The organism is Pseudomonas sp. B14(2022) (genome assembly GCF_012030485.1).
GTDB lineage: Bacteria > Pseudomonadota > Gammaproteobacteria > Pseudomonadales > Pseudomonadaceae > Aquipseudomonas.
The window spans coordinates 613,656-633,899 of sequence record NZ_JAAUVM010000001.1 but is presented as its reverse complement, the minus strand read 5'-3'; the positions used below and the strand labels follow the sequence as shown (position 1 = coordinate 633,899).

Annotated in this window: 16 protein-coding genes; all 16 read right to left on the bottom strand. The window is 59.6% G+C overall.

Features of this window, described 5'->3' with window-relative positions; all coding sequences use genetic code 11:
* Positions 1 to 7: 7 nt before the first annotated feature.
* A complete protein-coding gene (kdsA, locus tag HCF10_RS03005) occupies positions 8 to 853 on the bottom strand; it encodes a 3-deoxy-8-phosphooctulonate synthase (RefSeq protein WP_010212442.1) in 846 nt (281 codons plus the stop codon).
* A 5-nt stretch (positions 854 to 858) separates the two neighbouring features.
* The gene (locus HCF10_RS03000) at positions 859 to 2,490 is read right to left on the bottom strand and encodes a CTP synthase (protein ID WP_053137224.1); all 1,632 of its coding nucleotides are present in this window, start codon (positions 2,488 to 2,490) and stop codon (positions 859 to 861) included.
* A 273-nt stretch (positions 2,491 to 2,763) separates the two neighbouring features.
* The gene (gene tilS, locus HCF10_RS02995) at positions 2,764 to 4,083 is read right to left on the bottom strand and encodes a tRNA lysidine(34) synthetase TilS (protein WP_167654848.1); all 1,320 of its coding nucleotides are present in this window, start codon (positions 4,081 to 4,083) and stop codon (positions 2,764 to 2,766) included.
* 162 nt (positions 4,084 to 4,245) lie between these two features.
* The gene (locus HCF10_RS02990) at positions 4,246 to 5,193 is read right to left on the bottom strand and encodes an acetyl-CoA carboxylase carboxyltransferase subunit alpha (protein ID WP_003172288.1); all 948 of its coding nucleotides are present in this window, start codon (positions 5,191 to 5,193) and stop codon (positions 4,246 to 4,248) included.
* 128 nt (positions 5,194 to 5,321) lie between these two features.
* Positions 5,322 to 8,843, bottom strand: coding sequence for a DNA polymerase III subunit alpha (dnaE, locus tag HCF10_RS02985; protein WP_167654847.1), 3,522 nt, complete (start codon positions 8,841 to 8,843; stop codon positions 5,322 to 5,324).
* 77 nt (positions 8,844 to 8,920) lie between these two features.
* A complete protein-coding gene (gene rnhB, locus HCF10_RS02980) occupies positions 8,921 to 9,553 on the bottom strand; it encodes a ribonuclease HII (RefSeq protein WP_027604470.1) in 633 nt (210 codons plus the stop codon).
* Positions 9,550 to 10,689 (bottom strand): lipid-A-disaccharide synthase, encoded by a 1,140-nt coding sequence (gene lpxB / locus HCF10_RS02975; RefSeq protein ID WP_065926454.1) that lies wholly within the window; start codon positions 10,687 to 10,689, stop codon positions 9,550 to 9,552. Before lpxB ends, rnhB begins: the two co-directional genes overlap by 4 nt.
* Positions 10,690 to 10,691: 2 nt before the next feature.
* Entirely contained in the window at positions 10,692 to 11,468 is a 777-nt protein-coding gene (gene lpxA / locus HCF10_RS02970; protein ID WP_025855134.1) for an acyl-ACP--UDP-N-acetylglucosamine O-acyltransferase, read from the bottom strand.
* Positions 11,465 to 11,905, bottom strand: coding sequence for a 3-hydroxyacyl-ACP dehydratase FabZ (gene fabZ / locus HCF10_RS02965; protein ID WP_003172281.1), 441 nt, complete (start codon positions 11,903 to 11,905; stop codon positions 11,465 to 11,467). Before fabZ ends, lpxA begins: the two co-directional genes overlap by 4 nt.
* 110 nt (positions 11,906 to 12,015) lie before the next feature.
* Positions 12,016 to 13,071 carry a UDP-3-O-(3-hydroxymyristoyl)glucosamine N-acyltransferase gene (lpxD, locus tag HCF10_RS02960; RefSeq protein WP_131697251.1) on the bottom strand — a complete coding sequence of 352 codons (1,056 nt, stop codon included), beginning with the start codon at positions 13,069 to 13,071 and terminating at the stop codon, positions 12,016 to 12,018.
* Positions 13,072 to 13,074: 3 nt separating this feature from the next.
* The gene (locus tag HCF10_RS02955; RefSeq protein WP_003172279.1) at positions 13,075 to 13,578 is read right to left on the bottom strand and encodes an OmpH family outer membrane protein; all 504 of its coding nucleotides are present in this window, start codon (positions 13,576 to 13,578) and stop codon (positions 13,075 to 13,077) included.
* A 45-nt stretch (positions 13,579 to 13,623) separates the two neighbouring features.
* On the bottom strand, positions 13,624 to 16,011 hold the full coding sequence (bamA, locus tag HCF10_RS02950) for an outer membrane protein assembly factor BamA (RefSeq protein WP_131697252.1): 2,388 nt from the start codon (positions 16,009 to 16,011) through the stop codon (positions 13,624 to 13,626).
* Positions 16,012 to 16,085: 74 nt separating this feature from the next.
* Positions 16,086 to 17,438 (bottom strand): sigma E protease regulator RseP, encoded by a 1,353-nt coding sequence (rseP, locus tag HCF10_RS02945; protein WP_167654846.1) that lies wholly within the window; start codon positions 17,436 to 17,438, stop codon positions 16,086 to 16,088.
* A gap of 53 nt (positions 17,439 to 17,491) precedes the next feature.
* Complete coding sequence (ispC, locus tag HCF10_RS02940) at positions 17,492 to 18,682, bottom strand: 1-deoxy-D-xylulose-5-phosphate reductoisomerase (protein ID WP_167654845.1); 1,191 nt, start codon at positions 18,680 to 18,682, stop codon at positions 17,492 to 17,494.
* A complete protein-coding gene (locus HCF10_RS02935) occupies positions 18,679 to 19,488 on the bottom strand; it encodes a phosphatidate cytidylyltransferase (RefSeq protein ID WP_145335049.1) in 810 nt (269 codons plus the stop codon). The genes ispC and HCF10_RS02935 overlap by 4 nt, the downstream gene beginning before the upstream one ends.
* Positions 19,489 to 20,244 carry a polyprenyl diphosphate synthase gene (uppS, locus tag HCF10_RS02930; protein WP_167654844.1) on the bottom strand — a complete coding sequence of 252 codons (756 nt, stop codon included), beginning with the start codon at positions 20,242 to 20,244 and terminating at the stop codon, positions 19,489 to 19,491.

Sequence of the window (20,244 nt, the reverse complement as noted above, 5' to 3'; positions counted from 1 at the left end):
TCAACGCTTACGCGGTCTCTACCGTCGGAAAACTCTTGACCAGTTCGTCCAACTGCTTGAGCTGGGCCAGGAATGGTTCCAGCTTGTCCAGGCGCAGGGCACATGGGCCGTCGCATTTGGCGTTGTCCGGGTCCGGGTGGGCTTCCAGGAACAGGCCAGCCAGGGACTGGCTGATGCCGGCCTTGGCCAGGTCCAGTACCTGGGCACGGCGCCCACCGGCGGAGTCGGCGCGACCACCGGGCATTTGCAGCGCGTGGGTCACGTCGAAGAACACCGGGTATTCGAACTGTTTCATGATGCCGAAACCGAGCATGTCCACCACGAGGTTGTTGTAGCCGAAGCTCGAACCACGCTCGCAGAGAATCAACTGGTCGTTACCCGCTTCCACGCACTTGTTCAGGATGTGTTTCATTTCCTGGGGTGCGAGGAACTGGGCTTTCTTGATATTGATCACAGCACCGGTCTTGGCCATCGCAACGACCAGGTCGGTCTGGCGCGACAGGAAGGCCGGCAGTTGGATGATGTCGCACACCTCGGCGACCACGGCAGCCTGTTCAGGCTCGTGGACGTCGGTGATGATCGGCACGCCGAAGGCTTGCTTGATGTCCTGGAAGATCCGCATGCCTTCTTCAAGGCCCGGGCCGCGATAGGAGGTCACGGACGAACGGTTGGCCTTGTCGAAGCTGGCCTTGAACACGTAAGGGATACCCAGTTTTTCGGTGACCTTGACGTACTCTTCACAGACCTGCATCGCCATGTCACGGCTTTCCAGCACGTTCATGCCGCCGAACAGCACCATGGGCTTGTCGTTGGCAATCTCGATGTCGCCTACGCGAATGATCTTCTGGGCCATCAGGTTTACGCCTTCTTCTGGTGTTGCGTCAGTGCAGCCTTGACGAAACCGCTGAACAACGGGTGACCGTCGCGTGGAGTCGAGGTGAACTCTGGGTGGAACTGGCAAGCGACGAACCACGGATGATCCGGGGCCTCGACCACTTCAACCAGCGCGCCATCACCGGAGCGACCGGAGATTTTCAAGCCAGCCTCTTTGATTTGCGGCAGCAGGTTGTTGTTCACTTCGTAGCGGTGACGGTGACGCTCGACGATCACGTCCTTGCCGTAGCAGTCGTGAACCAGGGAACCCGGCTCCAGCAGGCAGTCTTGCGCGCCAAGGCGCATGGTACCGCCCAGGTCGGAGCTTTCGGTACGGGTTTCGACGGCGCCGGTGGCGTCTTCCCACTCGGTGATCAAGCCCACGACCGGGTGGCCGCTCTTGCTGTCGAACTCGGTGGAGTTGGCGTCTTTCCAGCCCATCACGTTACGGGCGAATTCGATAACGGCCACTTGCATGCCCAGGCAGATGCCCAGGTACGGCACCTTGTTCTCACGAGCGTATTGCACGGCGGTGATCTTGCCTTCCACGCCACGCAGGCCGAAACCGCCTGGAACGAGGATCGCATCGACACCCTCGAGCAAGGCGGTGCCCTGGTTCTCGATGTCTTCGGAATCGATGTAGCGCAGGTTGACCTTGGTACGGTTACTGATGCCCGCGTGGCTCATCGCTTCGATCAGCGACTTGTACGCGTCCAGCAGTTCCATGTACTTGCCGACCATGGCGATGGTGACTTCGTGCTCAGGGTTGAGCTTGGCGTCAACCACCGCTTCCCACTCGGACAGGTCCGCGCCGTTGCACTGCAGGCCGAAACGCTCGACCACAAAATCATCCAGGCCCTGGGAATGCAGGATGCCCGGGATCTTGTAGATGGTGTCGGCGTCTTCCAGGGCGATCACCGCACGTTCTTCAACGTTGGTGAACTGCGCGATCTTGCGACGCGAGGAAATGTCGATCGGGTGATCGGAGCGGCAGACCAGCACGTCCGGCTGCAGGCCGATGGAACGCAGTTCCTTGACCGAGTGCTGGGTAGGCTTGGTTTTGGTCTCGCCGGCGGTGGCGATGTACGGCACCAACGTGAGGTGCATCAGCATCGCGCGCTTGGCGCCGACTTCGAAACGCAGCTGGCGGATAGCTTCGAGGAACGGTTGGGATTCGATGTCACCCACGGTGCCACCGATCTCGACCATCGCCACGTCGGCATCGCCTGCACCCTTGATGATGCGGCGCTTGATTTCGTCGGTGATGTGCGGGATCACCTGGATGGTTGCACCCAGGTAGTCACCACGGCGCTCTTTGCGCAGCACGTGCTCGTAGACACGGCCGGTGGTGAAGTTGTTGTTCTGGGTCATGGTCGTGCGGATGAACCGCTCGTAGTGGCCCAGGTCCAGGTCGGTCTCGGCGCCGTCGTGTGTGACGAACACTTCACCGTGCTGGAACGGGCTCATGGTGCCCGGGTCGACGTTGATGTACGGGTCCAGCTTGAGCATGGTGACTTTAAGCCCCCGCGCCTCCAGGATGGCCGCCAATGAAGCGGAGGCAATGCCTTTCCCCAATGAAGAAACAACACCGCCCGTGACGAATATGTAGCGCGTCATGAAAAACCCTAGAAGTCTGCGTTAAAGCGGTCCGAGCCGCCGGGGAAAGCGAAGAGAGGCCGAAGCCCCCGATCACCTGCATTAATCACAGTGCACCTTTCAAAAAAACCGCCGCGTTGTGACAGACCAGCAATGAAACACCGGTACGTTGATCGCTACACATTTTTTGGAATCGCCCAGCAAAGACTGCTTGGTAATCGGCAACTGCTGCGATTCAGGCGAATCCACAGAAGTTGTATCAAGAAGGGAGCGTAGTCTACCGGAAAGGCGCTATCAGCTCAAACCTTGATCGCAGGTCTGTGGTATCCAATCTAATTGCCAGCCTTCGCGCGGTGCTCCCCGGAGTCCAGTGAGGTGAGGCACGCCGAGCAATTGCTCGCCCTGATAGAGCAGCGGCAATCTGCCACGGACGAACACTGGCACTCCACATTCATTAAGCAGACGCTTCAAGTCGCGCCGGCCTCGGCCTGGCACATCGAGCATTTCACCGCCCTGGCGATAACGGACTTCCAAAGGGCCTTCGGGCGCCTTGCCGATTATCTTCAGCAGGCCATTGCCGGGTAACTCTAGTGGGTTTCGCGGATCAGGCCAGCTCACCGACCCGTGGGAAAATTCCGACCAGACGCCAGGCAGCCACCAGATGCGCTCGCCGCAACGGTGCAATTCCCCATCGGCAAGACGCCATAAGGGCTGTGCGTCCCCCTTGGCATCACGTAGGGAATACCAGCCAGCCCAATGGTCGCTGTCGGGTAACCGGGTCAGCGGAGCCAGCCAATGGCGCAGGGCGTTGCGCTGGCGAGCATCGGAAAGTTCGCGCAGTGGAACGAGGGCCAATGATGGCAAAAGCAGCCAAGGAAACCGTGAAGGTTGATCGGCGGCTTGCAGGTCCATGCAGGCTAACTCGCCCAGCAACGCCTCGGCCTCACCGAGGTGCTCGGCAGTGCGGGCCAGGCTGGAGACGGCTTGGGGCCAACGCTCCGTCAACGTCGGGATCACGCGGTGCCGCAGGTAATTACGGGAGAAGCGTGGATCGGCGTTGGAAGGATCTTCAATCCACTTGAGTTGATGATCACCCGCATAGGCTTCCAACTCGGCGCGCGAGACATCCAGCAACGGCCGCACCAGAAAACCACCCGCCAACGGACGATGCGCAGGCATTGCGGCGAGCCCGCGCACCCCAGCACCGCGCACCAGACGGAATAGCAGCGTTTCGGCTTGATCATCACGATGTTGGCCAGTGAGCACTGCTTCCCCATCCCTGGCCACTTCGGTAAACGCCTGGTAACGCGCCTCACGGGCGGCACGCTCAAGGCTGGCGCCGGGCGGCACGTGCACGTGCATAACCCGCAAGGGTACGCCCAGGCTGTCGCACACCGACTGGCAATGGCTTGGCCAGGCGTCGGCAACAGCCTGCAGACCATGGTGGACATGGACAGCGCTGAGGGGCGGTAATGTTTCGGATTTTGCCAGGATGGCCAGGAGATGCAAAAGGACAGTGGAATCAAGCCCACCCGAGAAAGCGATATGCCAGGCCGGGGCGTTGCGCCAGGGGGACAGGGCTTGCAGGAGCTTGGCGGGCAAGGTTGGTTTCATCAAACGTTACCGCCGCAAATCTGGAATACGTTGACCAAGCATACACAAAGCAAATGTGGGAGGGGGCTTGCTCCCGATAGCGGTGGGTCAGTCACGAGATGTGGTGACTGATACCCTGCAATCGGGGGCAAGCCCCCTCCCACATTAAATTACGGCGTCGGCTTACAGGCCGTAGCTCATCAGGCGCTCGTAGCGACGGGCCAGCAGCGCTTCGTTATCCAGCTTCTTGAGCATCGCCAGTTGCGACCCCAACTCGGCACGGATAGTGGCGGCGGCGGCGGCCGGGTCGCGGTGGGCGCCGCCCAATGGCTCGGCGATCACTTTGTCGACGATACCCAGGCCCTTGAGGCGATCGGCAGTGATGCCCATGGCTTCGGCAGCGTCCGGCGCCTTTTCTGCGGTTTTCCAAAGGATCGAGGCGCAACCTTCCGGCGAGATCACCGCGTAGGTCGAATATTGCAGCATGTTCAACTGGTCACAGACACCGATGGCCAGTGCACCGCCAGAACCACCCTCACCGATCACGGTGGCAATGATTGGGGTTTTCAGACGAGACATGACGCGCAGGTTCCAAGCAATGGCTTCGCTCTGGTTGCGTTCTTCGGCGTCGATACCTGGGTAAGCACCCGGCGTATCGATAAAGGTCAGGATCGGCATCTTGAAGCGCTCGGCCATTTCCATCAAACGGCAGGCCTTACGGTAGCCTTCCGGACGCGGCATGCCGAAGTTGCGGCGCACTTTCTCGCGCACTTCACGGCCTTTCTGGTGACCGATGACCATGACCGGCTGGTCGTCCAGGCGAGCGATACCGCCCACGATGGCCGCGTCGTCGGAGAAGTGGCGATCGCCGTGCAGCTCGTCGAACTCGGTGAAGATGTGCTGAATGTAGTCCAGGGTGTACGGACGGCGCGGGTGGCGGGCCAGGCGCGCGATCTGCCAGCTGGTCAGCTTGCCGAAGATGTCTTCGGTGAGCGTGCTGCTCTTGTCTTGCAGGCGAGCGATCTCATCGCCGATATTCAGCGAATTGTCATTGCCGACCAAGCGCAGTTCTTCGATCTTGGCTTGCAGGTCAGCGATCGGCTGTTCGAAATCAAGAAAATTCGGGTTCATAAGCGTCCGTCTTGGGTCGACGGCCAAGGGTTGCCTGGCCAGCCGGTTGTCTATTCGCGCCCTACCTTAAGGGAGAGGCGCGTTTAGGTCGAGATTAAATGTTCAGCCGAGGTCAGGCGCTCTGACCGTCAACGGTATTGGAGGAAGACGTTGTCACGGCCGAACTGGTCACGCAAAGCTTGAATCAAGCCGTCAGCAGGATCAATTCGCCAGCTCTCGCCAAACTGCAACATCGCCTTGGCGTCGTTGCCGGTGTACTCCATGGTCACCGGGCAGGCGCCGCGATGGCGCTTGAGCAGGTCACCCAACCAGCGTAGCTGATCGCCCTTGAGGGCTTCGGTTTTCACCTTCAGGCGCAGGCTTTCGGCCAGGTTGGTGCGTGCATCTTCCATGCTCATCACCCGCTTGATCCGCAGACGCAGGCCGCCGGAGAAGTCATCGTTGCTGACCTCCCCTTCCACCACCACCATGGCGTCGGTCTGCAGCAGCGACTGCGCAGAGTGAAAGGCGTCGGCAAACAGCGACGCTTCGATCCGGCCCGAGCGGTCGTCGAGGGTGATAAAGCCCATCTTGTCGCCTTTTTTGTTTTTCATCACCCGCAGGGCGATGATCATGCCGGCGACGGTCTGGGTATCCCGCGCCGGTTTCAGGTCGATGATGCGCTGACGGGCGAAGCGGCGGATTTCGCCTTCATATTCGTCAATCGGGTGGCCGGTGAGGTAGAGGCCCAAGGTGTCTTTCTCACCCTTGAGGCGTTCCTTGAGGGTCAGCTCCTTGGCCTTGCGATGGTTGGCGTACACATCGGCATCTTCTTCGACGAACAACCCGCCAAACAGGTCGGCGTGACCGCTGTCGTGGGTCCGAGCGGTCTGTTCGGCGGCCTTGATCGCTTCTTCCATGGCGGTGAGCAGCACCGCGCGGTTGCGGTCGATATTCGCCTGGTAAGCCTTCGGCTCATCATGGAAATACGGTCCAAGACGGTCGAGTGCGCCGCTGCGGATCAGGCCATCGAGGGTGCGTTTGTTGATGCGCTTGAGGTCAACCCGCGCGCAGAAGTCGAACAAATCCTTGAACGGCCCGTCCTGGCGCGCTTCGGTGATGGCTTCCACCGGGCCTTCGCCCACGCCCTTGATCGCGCCCAGGCCATAGATGATGCGACCTTCGTCGTTCACCGTGAACTTGAACTCCGAGGCGTTCACGTCCGGTGCGTCGAGGCGCAGCTTCATGGTGCGCACTTCCTCGATCAAGGTCACGACCTTGTCGGTGTTGTGCATATCCGCCGAGAGTACCGCAGCCATGAACGGCGCCGGGTAGTGGGCTTTCAGCCAGGCGGTCTGGTACGACACCAGGCCGTAGGCGGCGGAGTGGGATTTGTTGAAGCCATAACCGGCGAATTTTTCTACCAGGTCGAAAATGTTACCGGCGAGGTCGGCGTCAATATTGTTGGTGGCGCACCCTTCAATGAAACCGCCGCGCTGCTTGGCCATTTCCTCGGGCTTTTTCTTACCCATGGCACGCCGCAGCATGTCCGCGCCACCGAGGGTGTAGCCGGCCATCACCTGGGCGATCTGCATCACCTGTTCCTGGTACAGGATGATGCCGTAGGTCGGCGCCAATACCGGCTTGAGGCCTTCGTACTGGTAATCGGAGTGCGGGTACGCCAACTCGGCGCGGCCGTGCTTACGGTTGATGAAGTCATCCACCATGCCCGATTGCAGCGGGCCCGGACGGAACAGCGCCACCAGTGCGATCAAGTCTTCCAGGCAGTCGGGCTTGAGCTTTTTGATCAGCTCTTTCATGCCGCGGGATTCAAGCTGGAACACCGCCGTGGTTTCGGCTTTTTGCAGCAAGGTGTAGGTCGGCTTGTCGTCCAGCGGGATAAACGCGATATCCAGTGGTTCTTCGTTGACCTTGGCGCGGTCGCGGTTGATGGTCTTGAGCGCCCAGTCGATGATCGTCAGGGTCCGCAGGCCGAGGAAGTCGAACTTCACCAGGCCGGCCGCCTCCACATCGTCCTTGTCGAACTGGGTAACCAGGCCGCCGCCCTCTTCATCGCAATAGATCGGAGAGAAGTCGGTCAGCTTGGTCGGCGCGATAACCACGCCACCGGCGTGTTTACCGACGTTACGCACCACGCCTTCGAGCTTGCGCGCCATGTCCCAGATTTCGGCGGCTTCTTCATCGACCTTGATGAAGTCGCGCAGGATCTCTTCCTGCTCGTAGGCTTTTTCCAGGGTCATGCCGACTTCGAACGGGATCATCTTCGACAGGCGGTCCGCCAGGCCGTAGGACTTGCCCTGCACCCGCGCCACGTCACGGATTACCGCCTTGGCCGCCATGGAACCGAAGGTGATGATCTGGCTCACAGCGTTGCGGCCGTATTTCTCGGCCACGTATTCGATCACGCGGTCCCGGCCGTCCATGCAGAAGTCGACGTCGAAGTCGGGCATGGAGACCCGTTCCGGGTTCAGGAACCGTTCGAACAGCAGGTCGTATTCCAGTGGATCGAGGTCGGTGATCTTCTGAACATAGGCGACCAGCGAGCCAGCACCCGACCCCCGGCCCGGACCTACCGGTACGCCGTTGCTCTTGGCCCACTGGATAAAGTCCATCACGATCAGGAAGTAACCGGGGAACCCCATCTGGATGATGATATCCAGCTCGAAATTCAGCCGGTCGACGTAGACCTGGCGCTTGGCCTCGTAATCTTCGGTGGTGTCCTTGGGCAGCAGGACGGACAGACGCTCCTCCAGACCATCAAACGACACCTTGCGGAAATACTCATCGATGGTCATGCCATCGGGAATCGGGAAGTTGGGCAAAAAGTGTTTGCCCAGCTTCACTTCGATATTGCAGCGTTTGGCGATCTCAACGGAGTTTTCCAGGGCCTCGGGCAGGTCGCTGAACAGCTCGGCCATCTCCTCCGCGCTCTTTAGGTACTGCTCTTCGCTGTAGTTCTTGGAGCGGCGCGGGTCATCCAGGGCCCGGCCTTCGCCGATGCACACGCGGGTTTCGTGGGCCTCGAAATCTTCCTTCTTGATAAAGCGCACATCGTTGGTCGCCACCAACGGCGCGCCCAGCTTGTCGGCCAGGGCCACGGCGGCGTGCAGATGCTCTTCATCGTTGGGACGATTGGTGCGCTGGACTTCCAGGTAGAAACGGTCGGGGAAGACCTGCATCCACTCCCTCGCCAGCACTTCGGCTTCATGGGGATTACCGCCCAGCAGCGCGATACCGATCTCGCCCTCTTTGGCGGCCGACAGCATGATCAGGCCTTCGCTGGCCTCGGCGACCCATTCGCGCTCGATGATGATCGAGCCGTTGCGCTGACCGTCGATAAATCCACGGGAAATCAATTCGGTGAGGTTGCGATAACCCACGCCATTCATCGCCAGGAGGCTGATGCGGCTCAGGGGGTTATCCGGGTCTTTGTTGGACAGCCACAGGTCGGCGCCGCAGATCGGCTTGATGCCGGCGCCCATGGCGTTCTTGTAGAACTTGACCAGGGAGCACATGTTGTTTTGATCGGTAACCGCGACCGCAGGCATGTTCATGCCCACCAGGGTCTTGACCAGCGGTTTGATCCGTACCAGGCCGTCGACCAGGGAGTATTCAGTGTGCAGGCGCAGGTGAACGAATGAAGCCGGCATAGTGATCCTGTCCAGAAACTTAGAAACAACAAGGCCCGGGATTGTACCGGGCCTTGGCAAAAACATCAGCCTTGCGACTAAACCTCGCTGAGGTTCTCGCGCAGCTCATAAGCCTGGCGCACCGGGGCAAACGAGCGCCGGTGGATCGGCGTTGGGCCGAGACGGGCCAGGGCTTCCAGATGAACGGGCGTCGGATAGCCCTTGTGCCCTCCGATGCCGTAGCCGGGGTAGATCAATTCGAACGCCGCCATTTCACGGTCTCGGCTGACCTTGGCAAGGATCGACGCCGCTGCAATGGCGGGCACCTTGCTATCGCCCTTGACCACCGCTTCAGCCGGCATCGCCAGCTTCGGGCAACGGTTGCCGTCGATCATCGCCAGTTTTGGGGTGATATGCAGACCTTCAACGGCACGCTGCATGGCCAGCATTGTGGCGTGCAGAATGTTCAATTCGTCGATTTCTTCGACTTCAGCCCGGGCGATATGCCAGCTCAGGGCCTTTTCACAGATTTCGTCGTAGAGTTTCTCACGACGCGCTTCAGTGAGTTTTTTCGAGTCGTTGAGGCCCAGGATCGGACGGTTCGGATCAAGGATCACGGCCGCCGTAACCACCGCGCCACACAGCGGGCCGCGCCCCACTTCGTCAACACCGGCCACCAGTTCGTGGGTTTGGGCAACCAGGCTGAAATCCAGGCCTATTTGCGTGCTCATAAAGCTTCCTGTTTTTGGCCGATCAAGGTCAATACGGCGTCCGCCGCCTGGTTCGATGCATCACGGCGCAGGGTGCGGTGGATGTCGTCAAAACCACGGGTCTGTTCTTCGCCGCCGTCGATCAAGGGTAGTAGGGTTTGCGCGAGGGCTTCGGGCGTTGCATCGTCCTGCAACAACTCCGGCACCAACAGGCGCTGGGCCAGCAAGTTGGGCAGGGAGATGTAAGGACTTTTGACCATGCGCTTGAGAATCCAGAACGTCAGCGGTGCCAGGCGATAGGCCACGACCATCGGGCGCTTGTACAGCAGCGCCTCCAAGGTCGCGGTACCCGACGCGATCAGCACGGCATCACAGGCCGCCAAGGCCAGGTGCGACCGACCGTCGAGCAGGGTCAATGGGAGATTGCGACCGACCAGCAGTGTCTCGATTTGTGCACGCCGTTGCGGGCTGGCGCAGGGCAACACGAAACGTACCCCGGGCTTCAAGGCTTGAAGGCGCTCGGCAGCATCGAAAAACACGCTGGCAAGACGGCCCACTTCGCCGCCTCGACTGCCCGGCATCAGCGCGACGAGCGGCCCTTCGGGCAGGCCAAGTTCGGCACGGGCAGCCGCACGATCAGCCTGCAAAGGAATACTGTCAGCCAGGGTATGCCCGACAAACCGTACCGGCACGCCCTTCTCCTCGTAGAACCTGGCTTCGAACGGCAACAGGGTCAACATCAGGTCGCAGCCTTCGCGGATCTTCAACACACGCTTCTGCCGCCACGCCCACACAGAGGGGCTGACGTAGTGCACGGTCTTGATCCCGGCCTGACGCAACTTGAGTTCGATATTGAGGGTGAAGTCCGGCGCATCGATTCCGATAAAGACATCGGGCTTTTCTTCGATCAGCGTCTGGATCAGCAGCTTGCGACGAGCCAGAAGCTCACGCAAGCGACCCAGCACCTCGACCAGGCCCATGACCGACAGACGCTCCATGGGGAAGTATGACGTGAGGCCTTCGGCCTGCATCAGCGGGCCGCCGACACCGATAAATTCCACCGCAGGGTGCCGGGCCTTGAGCGCCCGCATAAGACCTGCGCCCAAAATGTCGCCGGAAGCTTCTCCGGCCACGAGCGCGATACGCAGAGTAGCCATGATCAGCGGGTGATGCCGCGGGTCGAAGCCTGGATCGAGTCACGGAACACCGCGACTTCCGGAAACAACGCTGCTGGCTCGGCCAGTTGGATCAACGCCTGGTCTACCGTCAGCCCCTGACGGTAGACCACCTTGTAGGCACGGCGCAGGGCGTGAATCGCGTCTTCGCTGAACCCACGACGGCGCATGCCTTCGAAGTTCATGCTGCGGGCTTCGGCCGGGTTGCCGAACACCGTGACGAACGCTGGAACGTCCTTGCCGATGGCGGTGCCCATGCCGGAAAAACTGTGGGCGCCGATATGGCAATACTGATGCACCAAGGTAAAGCCGGACAGGATCGCCCAATCGTCAACGTGTACATGGCCAGCCAACGCCGTGTTGTTGACCAGGATGCAGTGGTTGCCGATCACGCTGTCATGGCCGATATGGGCATAGGCCATGACCAGGTTGTGATCACCCAGCGTGGTCTCTGCACGATCCTGCACGGTGCCACGGTGAATGGTCACGCCTTCACGGATGATGTTGTGATCACCGATTACCAGGCGCGTCTCCTCACCCTTGTACTTCATGTCCGGGGTGTCTTCGCCTACCGAGGAAAACTGGTAGATGCGGTTGTGTTTGCCAATGCGGGTCGGACCTTTGAGGATCACGTGCGGCCCGATGACAGTCCCCTCGCCGATTTCCACACCTGCGCCGATGATCGACCAGGGGCCGACCTCAACGTCGGCGGCCAGTACGGCCGACGGATCGATGATTGCGCGAGGGTCAATCAAACTCATAGTTTGCGTTCCGCACAGATGATCTCGGCCGAGCACACCGGCTTGCCGTCTACCGAGGCCTGGCATTCGAACTTCCAGATCTGGCGCTTGCAGCTGATGAACTTGGCTTCCAGGATCAACTGGTCACCCGGAGTAACCGGGTTGCGAAAGCGCAACTTGTCGGAGCCCACGAAATAGTAAAGCGTGCCGTCGGCAGGCTTGAGGTCGAGCATTTTGAAACCAAGGATACCGGCAGCCTGGGCCATTGCTTCGATGATCAATACGCCCGGCATAATGGGATGCGCGGGGAAGTGACCGTTGAAGAACGGTTCGTTGATGCTGACATTCTTGTAGGCACGAATGCGCTTTTCCTCAACATTGAGGTCCACTACGCGGTCCACCAGCAGGAACGGGTAACGGTGAGGCAGGTATTCGCGAATCTCGTTGATGTCCATCATTTCGGGGGGAAGCCTGTAATAAAGATTGGGGGCGGGCGACTAAACGCACGCCCCGCTAGCAAATCAAGGAGGCAGTCTAGCGGCTGTGCACACTTGATATGGAAATGGTATCAGCCTTCAGATGAAGCATTACCGCCAGGGGTCACGTCCCCAACACGCTTTTCCAGCTGTTTGAGACGTCGAGCCATGTCGTCGAGCTGCCTCAAACGTGCTGCACTCTTGCGCCATTCAGCTGCGGGCTGCATGGCGGTACCAGATGAGTAGGCCCCCGGTTCGGTAATCGAGTGGGTCACCATGGTCATGCCGGTGATGAAAACGTTGTCGCAAATATCGATATGCCCCACCAGCCCTACGCCACCGGCGAGCATGCAATGCTTGCCGATCCTGGTGCTGCCGGAAATGCCTACACAGGCGGCCATGGCGGTGTGATCGCCAATCTGCACGTTGTGAGCGATCTGGATCTGGTTGTCGAGCTTCACGCCGTTACCAATCACGGTATCGGCCAGGGCTCCGCGATCGACAGCCGTGTTGACACCGATTTCCACGTCGTCGCCGATCAATACACCGCCGACCTGGGCAATCTTGTGCCAGACGCCTTTCGAGTTGGCAAAGCCAAAGCCTTCACCACCGATCACGGCACCCGATTGAATCACTACACGCTCCCCGATACGCACATCGTGGTACAGGGTCACGCGAGGCGCCAACCAACCATCGGCACCGATCTCGCAGCGCGCACCGATAAAACAATGGGCACCGACCGTCACACCTGCGCCAATGCGCGCGCCACTCTCGATCACCGCAAAGGCGCCAATGCTTGCCGCAGGATCAACCTGGGCATCATCGGCGATCACCGCCGACGCATGAATACCGCCGGCTGCCTTGGGTTTCGGATCGAACAGGTGTGACACCCGCGCATAGGCCAGGTATGGGTCGGGTACCACCAGCGCATCCCCGGCAAACCCTTCTGCATCAGCTGCCTTCAACAACACGGCTGCAGCCTGGCTGTCGACGAGGTATTTACGGTATTGAGGGTTTGCAAGGAAGCTCAACTGAGCTGGGCCAGCCTCCTGCAAGGTGGCTAGCCCAGTGATTTCCTTCTCCTGGGAACCACGCAAGGTGGCTCCCAGGAACTCGGCCAACTCGCCGAGCTTGATAGTCGCGGTCATGGCTTACTTCAGCTGGTTCATGCGCTCGATCACCTGACGGGTGATGTCGTATTGAGGCTTGACGTCGATCACTGCGCCACGCTCGAACACCAGGTCAAAGGCACCTTTCTTGATGACTTCTTCCACTGCGCTGTCGAGTTTAGGCTTGAGCTGCTTCAGCATTTCACGGTCGGCAACAGCCTTGGCTTCGTTCAGCTCCTTGGATTGGAACTGGTAGTCACGAGCCTTTTGCTTGAACTCAAGCTCCAGACGCTCGCGCTCGCCTTGCTGCATCTTGTCGCCACCCGCTACCAGACGGTCCTGGATACCCTTGGCGCTGCTTTCCAACGTCTTGAGCTTAGTCAGTTGCGGACCGAACTTCTTCTCGGCATCCACTGCGTATTTCTTGGCCGCGTCGGATTCCAGCAGAGCCATCTGATAGTTCAGGACGGCGATTTTCATTTCGGCGAAGGCCGGGGTGGTTACCAGCACGGTGGCCAGCAGAACCAATTGAGTCAACTTACGCACGATGTACTCCTACAGAATCCGTTGTCGTTATCTTGGGTCAGACGCTTAGAACGTCTGGCCGAGGGAGAATTGGAAAATCTGGGTTTCAGCGTTATCCGGTTTCTTGATCGGCATGGCCAGAGCAAAGCTCAACGGGCCAAGCGCAGTCACCCAGGTCACACCTACACCCACCGAGCTCGCCAAGTTGCTTAGGCTCACGTCGTTGCACTCAGTACTGGACTTCACGCCGCTTGGGTTGGTGATCTGTTCACACTTGGAGTCGAACACGTTACCCACATCCCAGAAGACAGAAGTACGCAGGGACCGCTGATCTTTGACGAACGGCAGCGGGAACAGGATTTCCGCCCCACCCTGGATCAACACGTTACCACCGAATGGCAGCGGGTCGTTGTCGGAGTCAGCTACGGTGCCCTGGTTACCGGTCACACCAACACCACGGCTCGGTGTACCACGTGGGCCCAGGGTGCTGTCCTTGAAGCCCCGCACGGAGTTGAAGCCACCCGCGTAGTAGTTCTCGTAGAACGGCAGCCCATTGGTGGAGCCATAACCGTCGCCATAACCCAACTCAGTGTGAAGGCGCATGGTGTAGTTATCGCTCAGCGGCTGGAACAACTGGCCACGGTAATCGAGCTTGAAGAACGACAGGTCGCTGCCCGGCGTCGTTGCTTCCAGAGTCAGGCTCTGGGAGTGGCCACGGGTGGCAAGCACGCCTTTGTTCAGGGTCGACTCGGACCAGCCGGCGGACGCCTTGAAGTTCAGGAACTTGTCGCCTTCCTTGCGAGTGAAGTCGAAGATCTCGTCCACGGTGTACACACCGGTCTTGATCTCATCCTGTTGCGCGGTCAGGCCGAACGTCAGGCGCGAAGTCTCACTGATCGGGTAACCCACGTTGACACCGGCACCGAGACTGTCGATCGCATAGCTCGCTACGTCAACATCAAGGTCTTTGTAGTCAGTGGTGCGGTAGAAGGCGTTGTAGCCCAGGCTCACGCCGTCAGCAGTCCAGTAGGGGTCGGTATAACCGAAGTTATATCGGCTCTGGTATTCGCTTCGGGTCAGGCCGATGGATACTCGGTTACCGGTACCGAGGAAGTTGTTCTGGGTGATGGAACCACCGAGGATCAGACCGGCGCTCTGCGCGAAACCGACACTGGCGGTGATCGAACCCGACGCTTGCTCTTCCACGGCGTAGTTCACGTCAACCTGGTCATCCACACCCGGTACGGCAGGCGTTTCGACGTTCACTTCCTTGAAGAAGCCCAGGCGTTCAAGACGGGTCTTGGACTGGTCGATCAGGTAAGTCGACGCCCAGCCACCTTCCATCTGGCGCATTTCGCGGCGCAGCACTTCGTCCGCAGACTTGGTGTTGCCACGGAAGTTGATGCGGTTCACGTAGGCACGCTTACCTGGGTCGACGACAAAGGTGATGTCCACGGTGTGGTCTTCATCGTGCGGGGTAGGCACGCCGTTGACGTTGGCGAAGGTATAGCCTTCGTTACCCAGGCGACGGGTGATCAGTTCGGACGTGGTGGTCATCAGCTTGCGCGAGAACACCTGGTCTTTCTGCACCAGCAACAGGGCCCTGACCTGGTCTTCAGGCACTTTCAAGTCGCCGCTGAGCTTCACGTCACGAACCTTGTACTTCTCGCCTTCGTTGACGTTGACAGTGATGTAGACGTGTTTCTTGTCCGGGGTGATGGACACCTGGGTCGAAGCGATATCCATGTTGATATAGCCACGGTCCAGGTAGTAGGAACGCAGGCGTTCCAGGTCACCGGAGAGTTTTTCGCGGGCGTACTTGTCATCGTTCTTGAAGAACGACAACCAGTTGGTGGTCTTCAGCTCGAACAGGTCGATCAGGTCTTCATCAGCGAACTTGGTGTTACCCACCACGTTGATGTGCTGAATGGCCGCCACGGTACCTTCGTTGATGTTGACCTTGAGGCCGACACGGTTACGAGGCTGCGGCACCACTTCCGTTTCCACGGTCGCAGAGTAGCGGCCCTGGGCAACGTACTGGCGTTGCAGTTCGTTACGAACACCTTCAAGGGTGGCGCGCTGGAAGATCTCGCCCTCGGCCAGGCCAGATTGCTTCAGGCCTTTCATCAGGTCTTCAGTGGAGATCGCCTTGTTGCCTTCGATCTCGATACTGGCGACGGAAGGTCGCTCGACGACGGTGATGACCAGGACGTTACCTTCGCGACCCAGTTGGATGTCTTGAAAGAACCCGGTTTTGAACAGCGCACGAGTGGATTCCACCAGGCGACGGTCATCAGCCTGTTCCCCGACGTTCAACGGCAAGGCACCAAAGACGCTACCCGCGGAAACCCGCTGGAGGCCGTTGACGCGAATATCGGAGATGGTGAAGGACTCGGCGTGAACTTCGGCGATCATCAATACGGTGAGAACCGCAGTTAGCAGCAGACGTTTCATGAAGTCCTTTCTTATTCCAACTGGCAATAAACAAACTGCCGCAAAATGCGGCAGATTCGCAATTCAGCGAAGCGTTACAGTCGACCCAGATCGTTGACCAGGGCTAATAACATCACCCCAACCACCAAGCTGATACCGATCTGTATCCCCCAACCCTGCACCCGATCCGACAAGGGGCGACCACGCACCCACTCGACCAGATAAAACAACAGATGCCCCCCATCCAATACTGGAATGGGCAGCAAATTCAGAACACCCAGGCTAATACTCAGATAAGCCAGGAAATTCAGGAAATCCGCGACACCCGACTGGGCAGAAGCGCCCGCCACTTTAGCAATGGTTATCGGTCCACTCAAGTTTTTTACCGAGAGCTCGCCGAACAACATTTTCTTGAGGGATTCGAGGGTCAGCACACTCATGGTCCAAGTGCGTCTTGCACCCTCCCCAATTGCCGCCAACGGCCCGAAACTGACCTCACGCACCATCGATGGCGGCCACTCCGGACTCTTGACGCCAGCGCCCAGGTACCCCGTGGCCGCCTTGGCTTCCCCACGTACCGCCAGGGTCACGGGGACGTCGATTTGAGCACCGTCGCGTTCAACTTTCAGCACAATTTTGGTATCAGGGCGTACCCGGACCAGATCGACCACCTGCTGCCACTCACCCAACACCTGGCCATCGAGGGCCAGCAAGCGATCGCCGGTTTTCAGGCCAGCGGCCTGGGCCGGACCTTTCGGGTCCAGCTCAGCCAGTACCGGCGGCAGCGCAGGACGCCATGGACGGATGCCCAGGGACTTGATCGGATCAGGCTCATCAGCGCCCTTGAGCCAATGGTCCAGAGCCAACGCGCGAGGGGTCTCGGCACTGGAATCCTGCTCACGTACCACGACGTTGACCGTGCCGCTTTCACCCAAACGACGTACCAATTGCAAATTGACCGCGCCCCAACCCGTCGTCGGCTCACCATCAATGGAAACAATTTCCTGTCCCGCGACCAGACCTGCCTTGGCCGCGATACTGTCAGCCTCGACCGCGCCGATGACAGGACGCACCTGCTCGCTGCCGAGCATGGCCAAGACCCAGAAGAACAGCATCGCCAACAGAAAGTTGGCAATCGGACCGGCGGCAACAATGGCGATACGCTGACGAACGGTCTTGCGATTGAAAGATTGGTCCAGCTGATCGGCCGGCACTTCGCCTTCACGCTCATCGAGCATCTTGACGTAGCCACCCAACGGAATGGCCGCGATCACGAACTCGGTGCCGCGTCGGTCGTGCCAGCGAACCAACGGCATGCCGAAGCCGACGGAAAAGCGCAGTACCTTGACGCCGCAACGACGCGCCACCCAAAAGTGGCCGAATTCGTGGAAGGTGACCAGCACGCCCAGAGCAACCAGGGTGCCGACAATCATGTAAAGCGCACTCATCTAATTTCTCCGCATTCCAATCCAGTGCCCCAAGGCTCAATCGCGCCCACAACCTAACGCGCGTTGCGGTTCAACCATTGTTCGGCCAAGACGCGTGCCTTGGTGTCCGCCTCGAATACCGCGCCGAGGTCGTTCACCGCCACCACAGGCTCAAGACCCAGGACGTCCTCGATGATACTCGCGATCTGCGGAAAGCGGATGCGCCGTTCGAGAAACGCCGCCACCGCCACCTCATTCGCCGCATTGAGCATCGCCGGCGCGCTGTTACCCGCCTCCGCCGCCTCACGCGCCAGGCGCAGACAAGGAAAACGTTGTTCGTCCGGTGCCTCGAAGTCCAAGCGGGCAATGGCAAACAGATCCAGTGGCGCCACACCGGAATCAATTCGCTCCGGCCAAGCCAGGGCATTGGCGATCGGAGTACGCATATCGGGATTGCCCAATTGGGCCAATACCGAGCCATCCACATAGTCGACCAGTGAATGAATCACACTTTGCGGGTGAATCACCACCTCGACTTGATCCGGTTGCGCATCGAACAACCAGCAGGCCTCGATCAACTCCAGGCCTTTATTCATCATGCTTGCTGAGTCTACGGAGATTTTGCGCCCCATAGACCAGTTAGGATGAGCGCACGCCTGGTCCGGAGACACATGCTCCAACTCCGCCAAGGGAGTTTGCCGAAAAGGACCACCCGAAGCGGTCAGCAAAATCCGACGCACCCCCACCTGACTGAGACCGCGAGCAAAGTCACCAGGCATGCATTGGAAGATAGCATTGTGCTCACTGTCGAGGGGCAGCAGTACGGCACCGCTCTTGCGCACAGCCTGCATGAAGAGCGCGCCGGACATCACCAGCGCTTCTTTGTTGGCCAGCAGAATTTTCTTGCCCGCGTCCACGGCGGCCAAGGTCGGACGCAAGCCGGCGGCACCGACGATAGCGGCTACCACCGTATCCACCTCGGCATCGGCCGAGACCTGGCACAACCCCTCCTCCCCCACCAGCACCTGAGTGGCCAGCCCGGCAGCCCGCAGATCATCCTGCAGGCTCCGCGCCGCCGAACGCCCGGGCACAACAGCAAAGCGCGGCACGTGGCGCACGCACAGTGCCAGCAGTTCGCTGAGACGGGTGAACCCGGTCAAGGCAAACACTTGATAGCGGTCAGGATGACGAGCGATCACATCCAGGGCGCTCAACCCTACCGAACCGGTTGCACCCAGTACGGTCACTTGTTGCAGGCGACTCACGAAGCGGTCATCCACAACAGCACGGCAAAGATCGGGATGGCAGCGGTAAGGCTATCGATACGATCCAGCACCCCGCCATGTCCCGGCAGCAGGTTGCTGCTGTCCTTGATCCCGGCCTGGCGCTTGAACATGCTTTCAGTGAGGTCACCCACCACCGAAATGAATACGACGATGGCCGTACCGAGCAGTGCCAGGAAGATGTCCATCACCGACCAGTCGCGTAACACACCCACCACAAGCGTGATCAACAGCGTCAACGCCAGGCCGCCGTACACACCTTCCCAGCTCTTGCCCGGACTGACCGCCGGCGCCAGCTTGCGCTTGCCGAATGCACGACCAGAGAAGTAGGCGCCGATGTCTGCACCCCAGACCAGCACCATCACTGCCATGATCAGCCAGTTACCCATCGGCGAATTCTTGATCTCCACCAGCCCTTGCCAGGCGGGCAACAGAATCAACAAGCCAATCACCAACTTGCTGGCGACACTGGACCACTGGCCACTGCTGCGCGGAAAAGTCAGCACCAGGTAGGTCGCAAGCGCCCACCACAACACCGCAGCCCCCAACACCCAAGGCACGATGATGCTCGACAGGGTATGCATCAGAAACAGCAGCACCGCCACCACAAGGGCGTACACCACACGCGGCAACTGCGCGTTGAAGCCTGCCAATCGTGCCCATTCCCAGGCACCCAGGGTTACCACCAGGCCGATAAACAGTGCAAAGCCGGAGCCATCCAGCAGGAAGAACCCGCACAAGGCAATCGGCAACAGTATCAGTGCTGTGATGATTCGTTGTTTAAGCATTTAAACCCGGGCTCCAGCTTCGATCTGCTCACTCGTTTTACCGAAGCGACGCTGACGGGAAGCGAAATCGGCCAGCGCAGTGCGCATGGCATCGTGTTTGAAGTCCGGCCAGAACAGGTCGGAGAAGTACAGCTCGGTATAGGCCAACTGCCATAAGAGGAAATTGCTGATGCGATGCTCACCACCGGTACGGATACATAAGTCAGGCAACGGCAGGTCACCGGTCACCAGACAGGTTTGTAACAGTTCAGGCGAGATGTCGTCCGGCCGCAGATGACCGGCCTGCACTTCACGGGCCAGTCGCTGCGCAGCCTGGGCAATATCCCACTGACCACCGTAGTTGGCCGCGATTTGCAGCACAAAGCGGTCAGTGCCAGCAGTGATCGCCTCGGCTTCACGCATGGCCGCCTGCAGTTCCGGATGGAAGCGCGAGCGGTCGCCGATGATGCGCAGGCTGATGTTGTTGTCATTCAGGCGCTTGGCCTCGCGACGCAGTGCCTTGAAGAACAGATCCATCAAGGCACTGACTTCTTCGGCGGGCCGCTGCCAGTTTTCACTGGAGAACGCGAACAAGGTCAATACCTCGACCTTGGCCTCGGCGCATACCTCGATCACAGCCCGTACCGCATCGACACCCGCTTTATGCCCGGCAACACCCGGCATAAAGCGTTTCTTCGCCCAGCGATTATTCCCATCCATGATGATCGCGACATGGCGCGGCACCACAGAGGGCACAGTCTGCTTGGTCTTTTCCAT

Excerpts from the sequence above, each read along its gene's own strand:
- kdsA (WP_010212442.1), bottom strand. The coding sequence starts at position 853 with ATGGCCCAGAAGATCATTCGCGTAGGCGACATCGAGATTGCCAACGAC.
- HCF10_RS03000 (WP_053137224.1), bottom strand. The coding sequence starts at position 2,490 with ATGACGCGCTACATATTCGTCACGGGCGGTGTTGTTTCTTCATTGGGG.
- tilS (WP_167654848.1), bottom strand. The coding sequence starts at position 4,083 with ATGAAACCAACCTTGCCCGCCAAGCTCCTGCAAGCCCTGTCCCCCTGG.
- HCF10_RS02990 (WP_003172288.1), bottom strand. The coding sequence starts at position 5,193 with ATGAACCCGAATTTTCTTGATTTCGAACAGCCGATCGCTGACCTGCAA.
- dnaE (WP_167654847.1), bottom strand. The coding sequence starts at position 8,843 with ATGCCGGCTTCATTCGTTCACCTGCGCCTGCACACTGAATACTCCCTG.
- rnhB (WP_027604470.1), bottom strand. The coding sequence starts at position 9,553 with ATGAGCACGCAAATAGGCCTGGATTTCAGCCTGGTTGCCCAAACCCAC.
- lpxB (WP_065926454.1), bottom strand. The coding sequence starts at position 10,689 with ATGGCTACTCTGCGTATCGCGCTCGTGGCCGGAGAAGCTTCCGGCGAC.
- lpxA (WP_025855134.1), bottom strand. The coding sequence starts at position 11,468 with ATGAGTTTGATTGACCCTCGCGCAATCATCGATCCGTCGGCCGTACTG.
- fabZ (WP_003172281.1), bottom strand. The coding sequence starts at position 11,905 with ATGATGGACATCAACGAGATTCGCGAATACCTGCCTCACCGTTACCCG.
- lpxD (WP_131697251.1), bottom strand. The coding sequence starts at position 13,071 with ATGACCGCGACTATCAAGCTCGGCGAGTTGGCCGAGTTCCTGGGAGCC.
- bamA (WP_131697252.1), bottom strand. The coding sequence starts at position 16,011 with ATGAAACGTCTGCTGCTAACTGCGGTTCTCACCGTATTGATGATCGCC.
- rseP (WP_167654846.1), bottom strand. The coding sequence starts at position 17,438 with ATGAGTGCGCTTTACATGATTGTCGGCACCCTGGTTGCTCTGGGCGTG.
- HCF10_RS02935 (WP_145335049.1), bottom strand. The coding sequence starts at position 19,488 with ATGCTTAAACAACGAATCATCACAGCACTGATACTGTTGCCGATTGCC.
- uppS (WP_167654844.1), bottom strand. The coding sequence starts at position 20,244 with ATGGAAAAGACCAAGCAGACTGTGCCCTCTGTGGTGCCGCGCCATGTC.